Here is a 16,814-nt window from a genome sequence, read left to right as displayed (position 1 = left end):
CCGGGGCCAGTTCGCTTCTCAGGATCGTCGACAGAGCCGACGATCGAAATCTACGCTTTCGCGCATGACGCCAGGCTGAACGGCAGGTTCAGCCGTCGTCAGAACACCCGGCCGCCGACGCCGCCGTCCAGGGCGATGGTCCCGCCGCTGACGGCGATGCCCTGCTCCTCGACCACTTCCTCGCGGTACGAGGTGAAGGTCTCCTCGCGGATCCACGTCAGGATTTTCACGCCCGCGCCGTAGCGGCGCAGCAGCGAGCGCTCGTTGCACTCGCGCTCGGCCTTCTGAGGCCGACATTCGATCTGGTTGCGGCCGAACCACAGGGCCTCGCCCTTGCGGCAGCTCATCGTCTCGCCATGATCGAACTGCGTGTCGCCCTGATACTCGGCCCAGGTCATCTGCAGCCAGGTGCCGGCCATGCAGCGATACAACTCGCCCTCATAGCCGCCGTCGACTTCGCGATCCGGACGGACCTGCGACGCCGGGTGCGGCACGTTGCGATCATCGATGCACATGGCGCGGATCACGACCCGCTTCTCCCAGCGACGACGCTCTTCATAGGGGACGCGGATCGTGCGCTGCATCCGCGCGCCTTCGACGTTCAGGCCGCTGATGGTCGTCGGATAGGGCTGGTCGACCGTAACATAGGCCGAGCCGCCGCCGCTGACCCACACGCTGCCGCCCGCACGGGCGTTCAACCCGGCATTGGAGCGTGCGGTGGCGTTGGCCCCGGCGTTCACGTTGACGTTCACATTGAAGCTCCCGCCAGCGCCGCAGCACGGCGGGGCCGGCGGCAGCTCGCAGCAGGGCGCGGGCGGCGGCGGGGGTGGAGGCGGCGGAGGCGGCGGCTCGCAGCACGGTGGGGGCGGCGGCGGGCAGACCGGGCCGCATTGCGCCGCCGCGGAATCCGCGATCGCCGAGACCGCCAGGAATCCGGCCGCCGCAGGCAGCCATTGCATGATCCGCACCCCCATGGGCCGACCTCCAGGTGAAATCATCTGCGGTCCGCGACACACGCGATCCGCTCCATCCTGCATGTGAACCCCAAAACCCTTGCATTTCCGTTGCCTTCTTCGGCCCGGCGCTTGCGGCGATCCCGTCGGAGGCTTTCGCGGTGTTTCAACCTGACACGCAATTCCTGATCGACCAGTGGACCGGCATGGCCCGAAGCCCCGGCGTGCGCGGCGGCGTGCCCGCCCGTGCCGATCTGGAACCGGAGCGTCTGGCCGCCCGCCTGCCCCGCGCCTTCCTGCTGGAGCGCCACGGCGACGAGACCCTGTTCCGCCTTGCCGGCAGCTGGCTCGAGGCCTTCCACGGCGAGCCGCTGAAGGGTCAGGCCTTTCTCGATCTCTGGCGCACGGCGTCGCGTCCGCTGGTCGCCGCCGGCGTGGCCCAGACCATCCGCGAAGCCCGCCCCGTCGCCATCGTGGCCCTCGCCGGTTCGCTGGAGGCGCCGATCGAGGTGCTGCTGACGCCCCTGCGCGGCGCCTCGTCGCAGCCGGACCTGATTCTCGGGCTTTACGCGCCCGCCGGCGGCTTCATCATGCCCGTCGACGCCTCGCGCCTGCTGACCGCCCGCGTCACGGTCGGCGTCGGAGAGCCGGGCCGTCCCGCGCTGACCCTCGCCGCCGTCGGAGGTCGCCGCGTCGCGTAACCCTCTGGTCATCCACCGGAGAATCGCGTCTCCTCGTTCCCAGGATCGAACACAGCGCCAGTATTCGCACGCCAGCGAACACTGCGGGCTCTTGTTGTCAGCACAGTAAAACTCGATCCGCACACAGCCATTTCTGAACGAAATGAGCGCTTTAACCTCTCGTAAACCACGCTAGCATCAATCTGTTGGTGCGATTCGAAGGGCTGTTCGGCCATCGAATCTGAAGCCGGATCAATCCCGGTCCGGTCAGACCTCGGGGGCGCACGTGATGCGTTCGGCTCGGCGGTCCCGGTCTCCCGGGGCAGTACCGATGGAAGGTCAGACTTCCTCCGATCCGGGCGGGTGCGCGGCATCCTCCGTCTTCCTCCTCCCCATCTTCGTTCGAGGCGATGCTTTTGCGGCATCGCCTTTTTTCATGCCCTGGAGGCGTCCATGACCAAGCGTTCGGCCCTGAAGCGTCAGACCCGCGAAGCATCCCGTGAGTTCGGGGTTCTCGATTCGAGCCAGTTCATCCAGGACGCCAAGGTCCGGCGATTGCCCGCCAATACAGGCGGCTGGTCGCCCTATCCCTCGAACGACGAGCGGGACCAGGCCTATCTGAAAACGCTGAAGCCCAAGTCGGATGGCCAGGCCGAGTTGATGACGATGATCGATCATCACAATCTGGTCCTCGCCTTGGGCCCCGCAGGCACCGGCAAGACCTATCTGGCCGTCGCCAAGGCTGTGGAGGCGCTGGAGGCTGGCAAGGTCGGCCGCATCGTCCTGTCCCGCCCTGCGGTCGAGGCCGGCGAGTCGATCGGCTTCCTGCCCGGCGACATGGAGGACAAGCTGGCCCCCTATCTGCGCCCGCTCTACGACGCCCTGTCCGACCGCCTCAGCATGAAGCGGGTCAAGGCGCTGATGGCCGAGGGGCTGATCGAGATCGCCCCGATCGGCTACATGCGCGGCCGTACGCTGAACAACGCCTTCATCGTCGTCGACGAGGCCCAGAACTGCACTTACGTCCAGCTGAAGATGCTGCTCACCCGCCTCGGCTGGCACTCCACGATGGTCGTCACGGGCGATCCGCAGCAGTCGGACCTGCTGCCGGGCATTTCGGGCCTGGCCGACATTGCCGAACGTCTGACAGCCGTGCCGGACATCGGCGTGGTCAAGCTGGCCGAGCGCGACATTGTCCGCCACCCGCTGGTCGCCAGCATGATCGGCGTCCTTTAGCGCGTTTACTATCCGGGAAACTGAAAAGGGGCGCCGGTCCGACCGGCGCCCCTCTTTTCTTGCCTAGATGAGCGCCGTGACCGGCGTCGGCTCCTTGGCCGCCGGCGGCTTCGGCTTGGCCCCGATCCGGTCGATGAAGGCGAACACGAACGGGTTCAGCGAGATCGAAAGCAGGGCTGCGGCCAGGATCAGGTCGTGCGTGCCCTGGGACATGCCGCCCAGCTTCACGCTGAGCGCCGCCAAGATGAACGAGAACTCGCCGATCTGAGCCAGCGAGGCCGCGACAGTCAGGCTGGTCGCCTTGTCCAGCTTGAACGCCGTGGTGATGGCGATGGCCGCGATCGACTTGCCGACGATCACGATGCTCAGCACGCCCAGCACCGCCAGCGGCTCGCGCACCAGGATGCTCGGGTCGAACAGCATGCCCACCGACACGAAGAACAGCACCGCGAAGGCGTCACGTAGCGGCAGCGACCGTTCGGCGGCATTGTGCCCCAGCGGTGAGCTGTTCAGCACCAGCCCCGCCAGGAAAGCGCCCAGGGCGAACGAGTGGAACAGCGCATAGGCCACCCAGGCGATGCCCAGGGCGATGGCCAGCACCCCGAGGGTGAACAGCTCGCGCGACTTGGTGTGGGCAATCCGCACCAGCACCCAAGGCAGCACCTTGGCCCCGACCACCAGCATGATGGCGGTGAAGCCCGCGACCTTGAACAGGGTCCAGCCGATCGAGCCCGCCAGGTCGGCGCCGTTCAGCGTCTCGCCCGGCTGGATCACCAGCAGCGGCAGGACGACCAGGGCGATGACGATCACCAGATCCTCGACGATCAGCCAGCCCATGGCGATGCGGCCGACGTCGCCTTTGACCTGCTTGCGCTCCTCCAGCGCCCGCAGCAGCACCACGGTCGAGGCCACCGAAAGGGCGAAGCCCATCAGTGTCGCCTCCAGATCGCTCATGCCCATCAGCCGCCCGAGACCCCAGCCCAACACGGTCGCGGCGCCGATCTGAACGATGGCTCCGGGAATGGCGATCTTGCGAACCTTCATCAGGTCGGCGAGCGAGAAATGCAGCCCGACCCCGAACATCAGCAGGATCACGCCGATCTCGGCCAGCTGGGGCGCCAGCTCCTGATCCGCCACGAATCCCGCCGTGTGCGGGCCCACGACGATTCCGGCGACCAGATAGCCGACCAGCGGCGACAGCCTTAGCCGGTTGGCGATCATCCCGAAGACGAACGCCAGCACGAAGCCCCCCACAAGCGTGAGAATCAGACTGTCGGCATGGTCGGCTACGTTCGCGGCATGGTCGGCCAGGTCGGCAGGCGTCATCGGCGCTCCTCGTGGTGCGTGGGAGAATCCTTGCGGAGTTGAAGCGCGACATTTGGGGCCTGAACGTCACGGGGACAAGGCGAAATGGCCGCCATAAGGCGACTTGCGGCGATAAAATCGCTTCGCGCCCCGGTCGCGGACTGCTAACCGGAACGCCCTCATTGCCCAGCGACACGAATGAAAATCCCGCGCATCGCCTACGCCGCCTACGGCTTCGCCCTTCTGGTCGTCATCATCGACCAGCTGACCAAGGCCTGGATCATCTCCGGCATCGACCTGCGTGAGGTGGGGCGCGTCTTCGTCGCCGACCCGATCTTCAACTTCACCTGGGTGGAGAACCGCGGCGTCAGCTTCGGCCTGTTCGGCGACGGCTCAGCCCGCTGGTTCCTGAGCCTGTTCTCGGTTCTGGTCGCCGGCGGTCTTGCCTACTGGGCCACGAAGGCGGATCGCCGCCTTCTGATCACCGCGCTTGGCCTCGTCATGGGCGGCGCCATCGGCAATGTGATCGACCGTGTCCGCTTCGGTTTCGTCGTCGACTTCCTCGATTTCTCGGGCACGGGCTTCTTCCCGTGGGTCTTCAACGTGGCGGACAGCGCCATCACCATCGGCGTGATCCTGCTGATCGTTGACAGTCTGTTGTCCGAGCGTGCGGCCGCCAAGGTTGGCGTCGCCGCCGAAAAGTCGTAATCACCCGTTTCCTCTAGGGTTCACGAGCGTGCTGAATGCGCGCCGCACCGGGATAGACCATGCGCCTTCGTACTGCCGCCCTTCTGACCGTCGTCGCCGCCTCGGCCCTGTCGCTGGGAGCCTGCTCCAACATGCGTCAGAGCATCGGCCTGTCGAAGGTCACGCCGGACGAGTTCCTCACCGTTTCGACCGCTCCGCTGACCGTTCCGCCTGAGTACGGCCTGCGCCCGCCGGCGCCGGGCCAGCCGCGCCCGCAGGAGCTGGCTCCGGAATCGGCCGCTCGCCAGATTCTTCTGGGCCAGCGCCAGGCCATCACCCGTTCGCCGGGTGAACAGATCCTCGTCGCCCAGGCCGGCGGCGACCGCGCAGACCCCCTCGCCCGCTACGTCGTGGACGACGAGTTCGGCGATCTGACGCACAAGGAAGAAAGCTGGGCCAACCGCATCATGTTCTGGCGCCGCGAGGCTCCGGAAACCCAGACGGCCATCACCGCCCAGACGTCGGAAGGCGCCGTGACCATCGACGCCGCCAGCGAGTACGCCCGCATGCAGGAACTGACCGGCGGCCGCGGCGGCATCGCGATCACGCCGCGGCGCAACACCGGCTTCAAGCTGCCGGGCCTCTAGGGGTCGCACCGTTACGAAACTCGAAGGGCCCGGACGCACCGCGTTCGGGCCCTTTGTCTTTTCAGGACTTGGCCGCGCCGGCACGGAGATTGCGCTCGGCCAGCGCCACCAGCGCCACCCCGCCCATGGTCAACCCCGCGCCGGTCAGGATCTGCACCGTCAGGACGTCGCCCATGAAGGCCCAGCCGATCAGGATCGATACGACGGGCGTCGCCAGTAGATAGGGCGTCACCCGGCCGGCCGGCCGCTTCTGCACCAGCCAGAACACCAGGGTCGTGGCGATGACCGATGAAACCACCCCCGCCCAAAGAACGCACAGCCACACCATGACGTCGGCCCGCTGCATCGCCTCCATCTGACCCGTTTCGAAGGCCGCCGACGCCAGCCCCAGCGCCGGCAGGGCCACCAGCGCCAGCAGCCCCTGCATCTTCAGCGGCGGGATGGAGGTGGTCCGGCGCGCCACCACGGTGGTCAGCGCCCAGGCCGCCGCCGCCGCGACGCCGATCAGGATCGCCTTCCAGTCCGCGATCGCATGCGGGTCCAGCGTCATCCAGGCGACGCCGACGAAGGCCACGCCCATCCCGGCCAGCGCCGGTTTCGACAGGTGTTCCTTCAACAGCAGGAAGGCGAACAGCGCCGTGAACGGCACCCACAGCTGGGTCGCGACCGAGACCGGACTGACATCCTGCGCCATCCAGAAAGCCAGATAGACCAAGCCATAGTGCAGCGGCCCGCCGACGCCGACGATGATCAACAGGCTCTTCCAGTTCGGGAACGGCGGTCGCACGAACCAGACCAGACACAGCGCCGCCAGCCCGAACCTCAGGCTGGCCATCAGCAATGGGGGCAGGGTTTCGGTCGCCAGCTTGGCCGCGGCGTTGTTGACGCCCCAGATCACGATGATCGCGACGATGGCGCCGATCTCGAGAAGGGAAAGCGGGGAATGAGGTTTGTCGGGCGTGATCACCCGCTGGGCCTAGCCCGGAGCGCGTCGGCGCGCGAGGGGCGCCGCCGACACTTCACATTTCAGACTGTGGCGGGAGATGGTGCGACAGATTCTGACGCACCATCATGCTTCTGTGCCGCCTGCCCTTTCGGGCGCGGTCTTTGACATCGTCATGCAGGAAGGGCCCCAAGGACGAAGTGTCCGAAAGTGTCCCACGAATTCCGCGGACATCTGGACACTTTCCGAGCCTGGGCCAGCGGTCTTTAGAACGGGATGTCGTCGTTCAGATCGTAGGATTCGCGCGGGCCCGACGGCTTGTTGGCGCCGCCGGTCGAGAAGCCCGACGAGTAGTCGTCGTCGCGCGGGCCGCCGCCGCTGCTTCCGCCACCGTCACGGCCGCCCAGCATCGTCAGCTGGCCGTTGAAGCGCTGGATGACGATCTCGGTCGAATACTTCTCGACGCCTTGCTGATCGGTCCATTTGCGGGTCTGGAGCGAGCCTTCGACGTAGATGGTCGAGCCCTTCTTCAGATAGTTCTCGACGACCTTGACGATGTTGTCGTTGAACACGACCACGCGGTGCCACTCGGTCTTTTCCTTGCGCTCGCCGGTCGACTTGTCGCGCCACTGCTCCGACGTCGCCAGCGACAGGTTTGCGACCTTCTCACCGTTGTTCAGGGTGCGGATCTCCGGGTCGCGACCCAGGTTGCCCACCAGAATGACCTTGTTGACGCTGCCCGCCATCACCGAGCTCCTCTTTGATCTTGTTGTCGGCCCGGCGCCCGAGGCGCCGCTTCGGCCAAAGTCTTAGGGCGTCCGGACCTGACTCGCGACAGGTCGCCGGAACTGTCCACATCCATTAACGGAATGCGGATCGATGTTCCAGCTTTGTTCCTGACCTACTGCGCCGGGGCTGGCGCGGGCGCCGGCTCTGCGAGTTCACGCTCGATCGCGCCCGGGATCGCCAGTCGCCCGTCTCCCGTCCGCGCCAGCGCCATGAAGCGCGAGCCTTCCAGGGTTTTCCCGAACGAGACACCGGCCCGGTCGATGAAGATGAACTGGCCCTGGTACGCGCCGGTCAACTCGCGACGATTGCCGCCCAGAGACAGGAACCTGAGACGCATTTCCTCGAGACGCGCAGCGCAGAACTCGATTTGCGGCTGATCGCGGGCGACGACGTTGAATGTCGGCTCCTCGCCCTCGGCGCCCATCTCGACCGCGTAGCAGACGCCACGGTCAAACGGAGCCTTGGTGCCAGAGCTGCAGGCCGCCAGCAGCCCGAGACCGGCCACGACAGGAAGAAGTGTCAACGCGCGCATCAACGAAGTCCCGGGAACTGGCAGCTACGGTCCTGCTCCGCCAATGTGCGGAAGCGGTTGTTGTCCGGCGACTGCTCCACGCGACGCGGAACCAGACGCAAGGTCGTTTCGCCCCAGCTGCCGTACTGCGCCTCGCCCGGGCGCACGCAGGTGCCGGCATACAGCGCCTGCACGCAGGCGTTCAGCGACATGTTAGAGGCCAGCATCCGCCATTCCGAACCCGTGTATCGCAGGCACTGGCTACCCGCCGCGGCAGGCTGAGGGCTCTGCTGGGCCGGCTGGGTCGACTCGATGGGCGCCGGGGTCGTCTCCTCGGCCAGCTGGACCGGGGGGGCCGACGGCGGTGGCGTGAAGGAGGCGGTCGGCGCCGCGACCAGCGCGCCCGTGGCGTCCACGCCCACATCCAGCGCGTCGGTGGCCAGGCCGTTCTGACGGGCGCAGTCGGCCAAGGTCGCCATGCCGACGAACTGGCCGTTCACATAGCAACGCAGTTCGCGGGTCGTATCCAGGGCCGGCGCATCGGCGACATCGACGGTCAGCCCGCCCTGGGCCGCCGGCGGCGGCTCCGAACTGCGCTCACGCCCCCCCGAGAACACCAGGGCGATCACCACGGCCGCGATGACCGCGATGGCGGCCCCGATCGCGATGAGAATACGGTTGTCCCTGGGCATGAAAGGCTCGCGTCGACTGAGACCCCACTAACCCCGCCCAACCGTGCGGCGTCAACGCCTTCCTTGGCCGAAACCTATCCGGTCAGTCGCGCCAGAGCCGCCTGGTAGTTGGCCAGCTGAGCCTGAAGATAAGCCGGAGCCTGGCCGGTAATCTGCGGCGTCGACGACTGGGGCGCGAGGGCGCGGTAGGCGTCGCGCACGGCCTTCATCGCCGCCTGCAGCTTCTCCCCCGCCGCCTTGACCGCATCAGGATTCGAAAGGTTCAGCGAAGAGGGAAGGCCAAGCCCGAAGGTCTGGGTGATCTTCTCGCCCTTCGTCTGGCCGATATAGCCCGCCGACAGCCCCAGGCCCGTCAAGGCGTCGCGCCCCGTTTCGCCGGCCGACAGGACCGCCCCGGTCACGCCGTCGCGGGCCACGATCGACAGTCGCTGGAAGCCGGCATGCAGCGCGCCCGCAAGATCGCCGGGCTCGGACTTGGCGCTTTCCGACGCGACCGTCACCTTCAGCTTCATGTTCGAGGCCTGCTCGATCTTGCGCGCCAGGGTCTGCAGCGTATCGCGCGCCTCGATCGTCACCGCCACGGACCGACCGCCGTCAGCCGGCGAGATGTAGAAGCGATCGCCGACCCGGAGGGACGTAGCATTGGTCAGGGTCTTGGACTGGCTCTGGTCGATCTCGCCTTGGGGCAGCCCCAGACGATCCAGCACGCTGGCTCCACCGGAGGCCACGGTCAGGGTCAGCGCATTGGCTTGGTTGCCGTCGCCATCCCAGCTCCGGGTCCATTCCACCGCGCCGGTCATCGGATCGATTCGGCTCAGATAGGCCCGCGTCGGGTCGGTCGCCTTTGCATCCTCGGGACGATCAGCGACACCTGTCACCCAGACCTTGCCGTCGTGAACCTTCACATCGGCCGCCGTGTCATCGCCCGAGCCGCCGATATAGGTCAGGCGGTCGTCCGCCGAAGCGGCCAGATCCGTCCCGAGCACGGCCACGAAGGCGTCCTTGCCGCCATGGTGTGCGGTGGTCACGGTTCCGACGTCCAGAGCGTCGTTCCGGGTCGTGCCGCTGACAATCACCTTGCCATTGGACACCGAGAGGCCGGCGATCTCGCCGCTGGCGTTCCCCAGATCCCGCGTTGCGGACAGGACCGGCCGCCCTTCGGCGTCCAGGTCGAACCTGCGCAGCACGATCCGCCCGTCCTCGACCCCGGCGGTATAGAGATTGTTGCCGTCGATCGCCGTCGCATCGACGCGGTCCGTACCGGCCGTACCGAACTGGGCGACCCCAACGGGCTTCGCGACGATCGGCGCGACCTCGTGGAGGCGGGTTTCCTTGAACGCCTGGACATAGCCGTCCCACCCGCCGACGCCGACTGCGCCGGTCATTGCCGACTGGGCCCGACCGGCGACATAGACCGTGCCGTCCGGCCCGAAGCTCACCGACGTCGCTTCATCCGCGGCCCGCGCCCCGCGCCTCTGCGTCCAGACTTCATGCCCCTCGGCGTCGAACACGGTGACGAAGCTGTCGGCGACGTTGGCGACGTCACCGGCCTTTCCCGCCTCGAGCGCGCCGGTCACCGACCCCGCGACCGCCACACGTCCGTTGCCATCGATCGCGATCGCATATCCGCTGGCGGTGGAGGCTGCTCCCAAGGCCTGGGTCGTCACGACCCGGCCGGCGGAGTCCAGCTTGATCAGCGCGACGTCCTTCTGCCCCTTGATCGGCTGGTTTCCGGCGCCCGCCTTCAGGTCGGCCACCAGCCAGACCGAGCCGTCAGGAGCGGTCGCGCTGGCCCGCACCGTCTCGATGCCCTCAGGCAGCGCGGTCTGGGACAGCCGCCCATCGACCCATTGGGTTTCCCCGACGCCGCCACCGGTCGGTGCGGACGCGCTGCCGCCGGTGTCGCTCTGGAACTTGAGCATCTGCAGGCCGCCCGCGGTTCCGGAGTTCTGGACCACATAGACCGCATCCGCCGCTTCCGCGGGCGTGAAGGTGATCTTTTCCGTCGAGGTCCCGCGGATGGCCAGTGCGAATTGGTCCGGCCCTGAAGGGAGGGTTACCGGCTTGCCGCCGACCGTGACCGTCTTGGGCTCTGGCTTGACCAGCTCCCGACCGATACGGGTCTGAAGGCCAGCCTCTTCCAGCTTGTCGTTGATGTGCTTCAGGACGTTGTTCAGCGTCCTGGGCGTCGTGCCCATTTCGCTCAGATCGATGTCGACATCGGTCGTCGTGTTGTTGCTTTTCTTCGCCGAGATCCGGAACGCGACATCGCCCTCGAACGCAGGACTGAGAGCCTCCGGCGAGCCCTCGTGGATCGGCCCCGTGATCGAGATCGCACTATCGCGCGCCACGGCGGCCGTGGACTTGGTGGTTGTGGACGAGACACCCTGAACCATGCGGATGGCGTCGAAGTCCGCCGCGCCCATCCACCTGGAGAGCTCCGTCATGCCGGCCGCAAAGCGACGGTCCAGTTGGGTCAGCTCAAGCGCGCTGACTCCCTTGGTTCCTGCGCGGTTGGTCAGGGCATTGAGGGTGTCGAGACCCTGATACAGGGCGAAAAGCTTGCGGTAGTCCTGCGACGCGCCCTGCACATCCAGCTGGGCGTTGTCTTCGTTGATGATGGACCGGCCACCGAGAGCTGCCCGCAGCAAGGCGCTTTGTTCGGGGGCCTTGACCGTGGTCGACCAAGGTGGCGTCGGCTGGGCTTTCGCCCGGGACAGGGAGGCAGCCGTCGTCATCGGCAGCGACGAGTTGGCGCTGCCTCCAAACAATCCGAGAAGATAGCTGTTGTTTATCACGGCGCTCTCCGTCGTTCAGCCTAGCGGCAGCGCGGTAACGAGCCCCTTAACGCCACAACAAAAGACTCAAGCCGCGACTCAGGGAACAATGATCGACAGAGCCCGTTTACGGCCCGCTGGATGTGGAGGACACCCGCATGAGCGCCTTGTCGAACGCGTTGAATTCCCTTCTTTCCCTCTATGGACTGGGCCCACGCGCCCAACGACGCCGCCCTGCTCCGGTCAGCATCGGCCGCGTCAACGACCGCCGCCTCGCCTGACTTCCGCGACTTAGCCGCGGAAGAGGGACAGGATGATCTGAGGCGCCTGGTTGGCGATAGAAAGCGCTTGCGCCCCGAGCTGCTGCTGAACCTGCAGGGCCTGCAGGCGCGCGCTTTCCTTGGCAAGATCGGCGTCGACCAGATTGCCGATCCCGGACTCGAGGGTATCGACCAGCTTCCCGACAAACGTCCTGTGCGCGGCGATCTGCTTGCCCTGTGAGCCGATCTCTCCGAGCGCGGCGTTCAACTGGCCAATCGAGTCGTCGAGCTTGGTCAGGGCGGCAGTAGCGCCCGAGACGGTCAGCAGGGAGTCGCTCAGGCTCAGCTCGATGATCGAGCCGCTCAGGGACAGATCCTTCGACGTCAGCGTCACAAAGGCGCTGGCGTCGGCGTTGGCGAGGAATTTGATTCCGTTGGTCAGAGAACCGTTCAGGATGTTGCCGCCGTCGAAGGTGGCGTTATCGACCGCCGACTGGATCGCCTTCAGAAGGGCCTTGAAGTCGGCATCGAGCAGTTCGCGCGACTGCGTCTTCAGCGACGGATCGTTGGCCGCGGTGACCTTTTCCTTGAGTTGGTTCAGCAGGTCCGAGATCGATTCACCGGCCGAGAGGGCGACGTCGGCGATCGAGGTCGCGCGATCGAGGCTCTGCTTGACCGCGCTGAGCGCTCCGACGTCCGCGCGCTGGTTCTGGGCGATGGCCCAGATCGCGGCGTTGTCCTTGGCGCCCTGCACTTTCAGGCCCGTCGAGATCCGGTTCTGGACATCGCCCAGACGGCTGTTTGTGTTCGACAGGTTCTGCAGCGCGATCGCGGCGGCGGCATTGGTATGGACGCTGTTCGTCATCCGACTCGACCCTTCAAGGTTTGGGTCAAGCTAGGGTGGGAGTGTGCACACATGGTTAACGCCCGCTAACCACTGCGATTAACCGCGCGGATCGCTCCTGCGCGGCGCCAAGACGGTCTCTGCGTTTCTCAGGCGGAGGTGTCGATCACCGAACCCGAGTGGTAGGCATTGTCCCGCATCAGATCGACGACCTGCTCACGGGGCAGTTGGCGGACAACTTCGCCGGTGACCCGGTCCATCGTCTTGTAGATGAACGACCCGGCCGAAGGGCCTTCCTCGATCACCAGTCGATAGCGGGCGGCGGCGTCGGCGTCCTTCTGCGCTCTGGAATCGCGAAAGCCGCCCGTCGAGGCGGCGCCGGTGACGGGCTGGACGGGGGACGCATTTACTGGGGTGATTGCAGCATGATTTTGCATGTCTCCTGCCGACGGCTTCAGACGCCGGCTCCCTCAGAGGGCGCGGACCCGGGTCGGGCGGGGCTTGGGGCCCCGCCCTTCCGGTGTGATCCTTAGCGGAACAGTCCGAGCAGGATGGAGGTCGAGGAGTTGGCGATCGACAGAGCCTGCACACCGAGCTGTTGCTTGGTTTGCAGCGCCTGCAGTCGGGCGCTTTCCTTGGCCAGGTCGGCATCGACCAGGTTGCCGATACCGGACTCGATGGTGTCCTGCAGCTTGCCCACGAAGTTCGCGTGCGTGCCCAGGGCCTTCGAACCGGTGCCGAGACGCGCCAGCGAAGCCGAAACGTTGGCGATCGAGGAGTCGACCAGTGCCAGCGCGTCGGTGGCAGCCGTAACAGTGTCGATCTTTTCGTCGGCAGCCAGGGTCACGATGCTGCCCGACAGCGACATGTCTTCGACGCCGATATCGATCGTCGAGGTGCCGCCGGCGTTGGCCAGAGCCTTGAAGCCGTCAGTGCCCGAGAGCAGCGACACGCCGTTGAAGCTGGCGTTCGAGACCGTCGAGGCGATCTGCTTGCGCAGGGCCACGAAGTCTTCGTTCAGCGCCGAACGGGCCGAGGTGCTCAGGCTGGTGTCGGTGGCAGCCAGGGCCTTTTCCTTCATCTGCGTGAGCAGGTCGGAAACGGTTTCACCGGCGGCGATGCCGACGTCCACGGCCGATTGACCGCGGTTCAGGCTGTCCTTGACGGCGTTCAGGGCACCCATTTCGGCGCGCTGACCTTGGGCGATAGCCCAGATGGCGCCGTTGTCCTTGGCCGAATTGACCTTTTTGCCGGTGTTGATGCGGCTTTGGACGGTAGCGAGTTCGGAGTTGGTGGATTGCAGGTTCTGCAGGGCGACCATTGCGCCCACGTTCGTGTTAACGCTGTTCAGCGCCATGACGATAGTCCTTCTTTCAAGGTATCCGACGCCGTTTTGGCTGCCGGGAGCATTTTGCTCGAACCCTGTGCAGCAAGGACGGGACCAGTCGCGAATCCACCATGCCACGCGGCCGGTCCTTGAATTTGCTACGTTAGTTCCTGTTAAGGACGTCCCGAGCCCGGCAACATCTGCCGGGCGCCCGGCAAGAACGACCGGGTACCCGGCAGAAGCTGCCAGTCTGCGCCGCTTTCAAGGGAAGGCCTTACGGTCCAGCTCGAAATGGGGACCGTCCCGCAGCGTGCTCCAGTCCCCGCCCCAGACGATCGCCGTGCCCTGACGAGCGGCGGCCGCCTTGAAGGCGGCCGCGATGCGCGGATAGAGCGGCCAGTCCCAGCGAACCTGCCCGTCGACCAGCGCCGCCACATCGACCGCGTGCCCGGTCAGGTGCCGTGAAGCCATCGTCCTGCTTGCCCCGGCGCGGACCAGAGCCGCCTGTCGCGCCCTGGTTCGCACGCCTTCGGTGATCATGAAGTCCACCGGAGTGAGGGCCGAGGCCTCCCTGACCACCGCGACGAGGCGTGGATGGACGCCCTGCAGCCGGTCCATCGACCGCTTGGAGAGACCGAAACTCATGGCCGCTCTCCATGGCCAGAACGCAGCCCCGGCAATCCGGCTAGCAGTTGCTGAGCAGTCGGCGCGACGAGATAGAGCACCCCGAGCAGGCCCAGCAGCCCCATCAGGTCACGCGCCAAGCCGGGTCCTGCGGCCGCAGGCGCGGCGGCGATGACCCCGTCGAGCACAAGCCAGGCCAAGGCGCTGTTGGCGAAGACATAGAGGCGTCGCCAGAGCCAGCGCCCCTCGGCCAGTCCATTGTCACCGGGCAAGGCGCTCATTGCTCTGCCTCCCGGTCGACGAAGGCTTCGTCGCGACGACGCCAGCCTTCACCGCACTCGACGAACAGGTCTCCGGTCGACAGGCGAACGGGCGTGTCGAAGATTTCGGTGTCGATCATTTCGATCAATTCGATCATTTTGCGGGCTCTGATCATGGCGCTCACCCGATCGCCGTCAGCCAGACGACGCCCGGCGCGCCGGCCCCGCCCTGCCCGCCCGAGGAGACGCCCGCTCCACCGCCGCCTCCGCCCGCGCCCCAGCGCCCGGCCGGCCCGCCGGGGTGGCCACTCGACGACGCCGAAGCGCCACCCCCGCCGCCACCTCCGCCGGACCAGTGGAGATCAGGGATCGGGGCATCCCACCCGCCCCAGCCGCCGCCGTCGACTCCACCGATCCCGGCGGTCGCGACGATCGTCAGCGCACCACCCTCGCCGCCCGGGCCGCCGGCGCACGCGACACCTGCCGTCGAAAGGCCACCTCCCGCGCCACCTGCGCCCGGCGCTTCGGGTCGGTGAAGCCCATCGCCGGATCCGGCGGTAGCGCTCACGCTCGAGCCGCCCCCGCCATTGTTGACCAGCGAACGGCTGCCGCCCGTCCCGCCCGCCGCCCCGGCACGCCCGCCCTCTCCGCCAAACGCTGTCAGGATCGCGGTCGCGCCAAGCCGGATCAGGCTGTCACCGCCGTCTTCGCCTCCGCCGGAGACGCCGCCGGCTCCAGCCTCGCCCACCACAACCGTCAGACCGCCGGAGAGCCGGTCCGCAGACCATCGCCCCGACGCCACGGCCCCTCCAGCGCCACCGCCTCCGCCCAAGCGGTCTCCGGAAGCCCCTTCAGCGCCGCACCCGCCACCCCCGCCGCCGCCCACCGCGACAGCCTCGACGATGCGAGCCCACGGGGGAGGCGTCCACGAAGCGTTCTCGGTCAGACGAACCGTCTCGCTGCGAATTGCGCCAAGATCGAACCGGACGCGGCCGGTTTCGCTGTCCACGCGCAGCGCCTCGCGCCAGACGCCGCCGTCGGGGCTGACCTTGAGGACGAGGTCATCGTCACCGACCAGCCCGAGCTCGGCCCGACCGCCCCAGCCGGACTGGAACAGCAGGGACAGCACGTCTCCTGCGGTTTCCTTGTTCAGTGTCAACCTGAGATCACCCGTTCCACCGGAACTGGTCTCAAGGGCGGTCCAGAGAGCCGTGTTCAGTTTCGCGGTAAAGGGATTGCCAGCGTCGGCGTCTGTTCCAATGCCAAGTCGCTCCAGCCCGTCGAGAGCCGAGAGGGTCTCGCCCAGACCGACCCAGCCTTCATTGTGCCGGACAATGAACTGGGCTTCTTCGCTGACGAGAGCCAGCATGCCTTCCACAACGGGTGATGCGGTCCAGGCGCCGGCTTCGAACCGGACCAGTGCACCGTCAGGCATGACATCCCAGCTTTCGCCTGTCGCCCCGGCAGGGAGGATGTAGATGTCCCCGTCCGCCGGATCGCCCGGTTCGCTGGCGAGGGTTCGGCTGACGACGCTGGTCTGAACCAAGGTGTCCAGCCGCGTCAGGGTCTCGTTCAGCGTGACATGCTTCTGCATCTGGGCTGCGACCAGATAGGGCAGCTTCAGTCTCGCGGAGTGTTCGTCGCTCATCCGTCTGTCTCCGATGTTGAAATCGGCGATCAGACTGCAGGCGGCTCCAGGTCAGGACGCCTCATAACGCTACCCCCGACACGAAGATCAAGCCTTTCAGTGACCTGGCTCCCGGGGGATGGCTGACAATCGGAAAATACTAATCGTGCAGATAGACGACCCGGCGCAGTTTCGGATCCGCGCGCATGGTCTGGACATGGCCGTCATGAGAACCGGACGCCCTGGCCGTCTTCTCGTTATCCTCCACCCAATGCGTGCTTTCGATGTCCCGCTGCAGCGCCTTGGCCGCCAGAAGGTGGCCGGGGAACAGGACGTCTGCGATGCTGGGAATGAAATCGAGGAAGGGCACTTCGCCCACGGCGGTCGTGACGCTGTCGAGGCCCAGCCAGACCATCATCTGCAGCACTGTCCCCGGCGAGGCCTTCGCCCGGTTGGCCTGAAACAACAGCCAGCCGGCGGCGCCGAGCGTATAGGCCGTGCCCACCACCGGCACCCAGGTCAGCAGACCGTCCATGCCGATACCGAAGGGGCCAATGCCGACGGCCCGGTCCGAGAGCTTTTTGACGCCCTCGACATTGGACCAGATTTTCTCGATATCGCGGATGGTCCGTCTGGCCATACATCCCTCCAA

19 protein-coding genes are annotated in these 16,814 nt (G+C 66.7%); 4 read left to right on the top strand and 15 right to left on the bottom strand.

The window, feature by feature from the left end:
• Nucleotides 1–98 precede the first annotated feature (98 nt).
• A complete protein-coding gene (locus ABDZ95_RS15265; RefSeq protein ID WP_343794836.1) occupies nucleotides 99–752 on the bottom strand; it encodes a hypothetical protein in 654 nt (217 codons plus the stop codon).
• A gap of 362 nt (nucleotides 753–1,114) precedes the next feature.
• On the opposite strand from ABDZ95_RS15265, the gene ABDZ95_RS15260 reads away from it, so the two are divergent.
• Nucleotides 1,115–1,654 (top strand): PAS domain-containing protein, encoded by a 540-nt coding sequence (locus tag ABDZ95_RS15260; RefSeq protein WP_343794834.1) that lies wholly within the window; start codon nucleotides 1,115–1,117, stop codon nucleotides 1,652–1,654.
• Nucleotides 1,655–2,074: 420 nt separating this feature from the next.
• On the top strand, nucleotides 2,075–2,869 hold the full coding sequence (locus tag ABDZ95_RS15255; protein ID WP_343794843.1) for a PhoH family protein: 795 nt from the start codon (nucleotides 2,075–2,077) through the stop codon (nucleotides 2,867–2,869).
• Between the two features lie 63 nt (nucleotides 2,870–2,932).
• On the opposite strand, the gene ABDZ95_RS15250 is transcribed toward ABDZ95_RS15255, so the two are convergent.
• Nucleotides 2,933–4,195, bottom strand: a complete 1,263-nt coding sequence (locus ABDZ95_RS15250; protein ID WP_343794833.1) for a cation:proton antiporter domain-containing protein — start codon at nucleotides 4,193–4,195, stop codon at nucleotides 2,933–2,935.
• Between the two features lie 177 nt (nucleotides 4,196–4,372).
• Here ABDZ95_RS15250 and lspA point away from each other — a divergent pair, with 177 nt between their 5' ends.
• Together lspA and ABDZ95_RS15240 are read left to right on the top strand one after the other, a co-directional pair.
• Nucleotides 4,373–4,882 (top strand): signal peptidase II, encoded by a 510-nt coding sequence (gene lspA, locus ABDZ95_RS15245; protein ID WP_343794832.1) that lies wholly within the window; start codon nucleotides 4,373–4,375, stop codon nucleotides 4,880–4,882.
• A 59-nt stretch (nucleotides 4,883–4,941) separates the two neighbouring features.
• Nucleotides 4,942–5,508 carry a DUF3035 domain-containing protein gene (locus tag ABDZ95_RS15240; protein ID WP_343794831.1) on the top strand — a complete coding sequence of 189 codons (567 nt, stop codon included), beginning with the start codon at nucleotides 4,942–4,944 and terminating at the stop codon, nucleotides 5,506–5,508.
• 61 nt (nucleotides 5,509–5,569) lie between these two features.
• Here ABDZ95_RS15240 and ABDZ95_RS15235 read toward each other — a convergent pair whose 3' ends face one another.
• The 13 genes from ABDZ95_RS15235 to ABDZ95_RS15175 form a co-directional block, all read right to left on the bottom strand.
• The gene (locus tag ABDZ95_RS15235) at nucleotides 5,570–6,475 is read right to left on the bottom strand and encodes a DMT family transporter (protein ID WP_343794830.1); all 906 of its coding nucleotides are present in this window, start codon (nucleotides 6,473–6,475) and stop codon (nucleotides 5,570–5,572) included.
• Nucleotides 6,476–6,717: 242 nt separating this feature from the next.
• On the bottom strand, nucleotides 6,718–7,197 hold the full coding sequence (gene ssb / locus ABDZ95_RS15230) for a single-stranded DNA-binding protein (RefSeq protein WP_343794829.1): 480 nt from the start codon (nucleotides 7,195–7,197) through the stop codon (nucleotides 6,718–6,720).
• A 155-nt stretch (nucleotides 7,198–7,352) separates the two neighbouring features.
• Nucleotides 7,353–7,772 carry a hypothetical protein gene (locus ABDZ95_RS15225; protein ID WP_343794828.1) on the bottom strand — a complete coding sequence of 140 codons (420 nt, stop codon included), beginning with the start codon at nucleotides 7,770–7,772 and terminating at the stop codon, nucleotides 7,353–7,355.
• Nucleotides 7,772–8,443, bottom strand: a complete 672-nt coding sequence (locus ABDZ95_RS15220; RefSeq protein WP_343794827.1) for a hypothetical protein — start codon at nucleotides 8,441–8,443, stop codon at nucleotides 7,772–7,774. Before ABDZ95_RS15220 ends, ABDZ95_RS15225 begins: the two co-directional genes overlap by 1 nt.
• Before the next feature lie 74 nt (nucleotides 8,444–8,517).
• Nucleotides 8,518–11,241 carry an NHL repeat-containing protein gene (locus ABDZ95_RS15215; RefSeq protein ID WP_343794826.1) on the bottom strand — a complete coding sequence of 908 codons (2,724 nt, stop codon included), beginning with the start codon at nucleotides 11,239–11,241 and terminating at the stop codon, nucleotides 8,518–8,520.
• Between the two features lie 270 nt (nucleotides 11,242–11,511).
• Nucleotides 11,512–12,345 (bottom strand): flagellin, encoded by an 834-nt coding sequence (locus tag ABDZ95_RS15210; RefSeq protein ID WP_343794825.1) that lies wholly within the window; start codon nucleotides 12,343–12,345, stop codon nucleotides 11,512–11,514.
• Nucleotides 12,346–12,473: 128 nt separating this feature from the next.
• On the bottom strand, nucleotides 12,474–12,761 hold the full coding sequence (locus ABDZ95_RS15205) for a hypothetical protein (protein ID WP_343794824.1): 288 nt from the start codon (nucleotides 12,759–12,761) through the stop codon (nucleotides 12,474–12,476).
• Between the two features lie 92 nt (nucleotides 12,762–12,853).
• Nucleotides 12,854–13,681, bottom strand: a complete 828-nt coding sequence (locus tag ABDZ95_RS15200; RefSeq protein WP_343794823.1) for a flagellin — start codon at nucleotides 13,679–13,681, stop codon at nucleotides 12,854–12,856.
• 231 nt (nucleotides 13,682–13,912) lie between these two features.
• Nucleotides 13,913–14,296, bottom strand: coding sequence for a M15 family metallopeptidase (locus tag ABDZ95_RS15195; RefSeq protein ID WP_343794822.1), 384 nt, complete (start codon nucleotides 14,294–14,296; stop codon nucleotides 13,913–13,915).
• The gene (locus ABDZ95_RS15190) at nucleotides 14,293–14,547 is read right to left on the bottom strand and encodes a hypothetical protein (RefSeq protein WP_343794821.1); all 255 of its coding nucleotides are present in this window, start codon (nucleotides 14,545–14,547) and stop codon (nucleotides 14,293–14,295) included. The genes ABDZ95_RS15195 and ABDZ95_RS15190 overlap by 4 nt, the downstream gene beginning before the upstream one ends.
• A 5-nt stretch (nucleotides 14,548–14,552) precedes the next feature.
• The gene (locus tag ABDZ95_RS15185) at nucleotides 14,553–14,693 is read right to left on the bottom strand and encodes a hypothetical protein (RefSeq protein ID WP_343794820.1); all 141 of its coding nucleotides are present in this window, start codon (nucleotides 14,691–14,693) and stop codon (nucleotides 14,553–14,555) included.
• 23 nt (nucleotides 14,694–14,716) lie between these two features.
• Nucleotides 14,717–16,183: a DUF2793 domain-containing protein gene (locus ABDZ95_RS15180; RefSeq protein ID WP_343794819.1), complete on the bottom strand. Its 1,467-nt coding sequence runs from the start codon at nucleotides 16,181–16,183 to the stop codon at nucleotides 14,717–14,719.
• A gap of 139 nt (nucleotides 16,184–16,322) precedes the next feature.
• Entirely contained in the window at nucleotides 16,323–16,802 is a 480-nt protein-coding gene (locus ABDZ95_RS15175) for a DUF4112 domain-containing protein (protein WP_343794818.1), read from the bottom strand.
• Nucleotides 16,803–16,814: the final 12 nt, after the last annotated feature.

It is taken from the genome of Brevundimonas kwangchunensis (genome assembly GCF_039523815.1).
GTDB classification, from domain to species: domain Bacteria; phylum Pseudomonadota; class Alphaproteobacteria; order Caulobacterales; family Caulobacteraceae; genus Brevundimonas; species Brevundimonas kwangchunensis.
The sequence above is the reverse complement of the archived record's forward strand: the minus strand, read 5'-3'. Positions and strand labels throughout refer to the sequence as shown.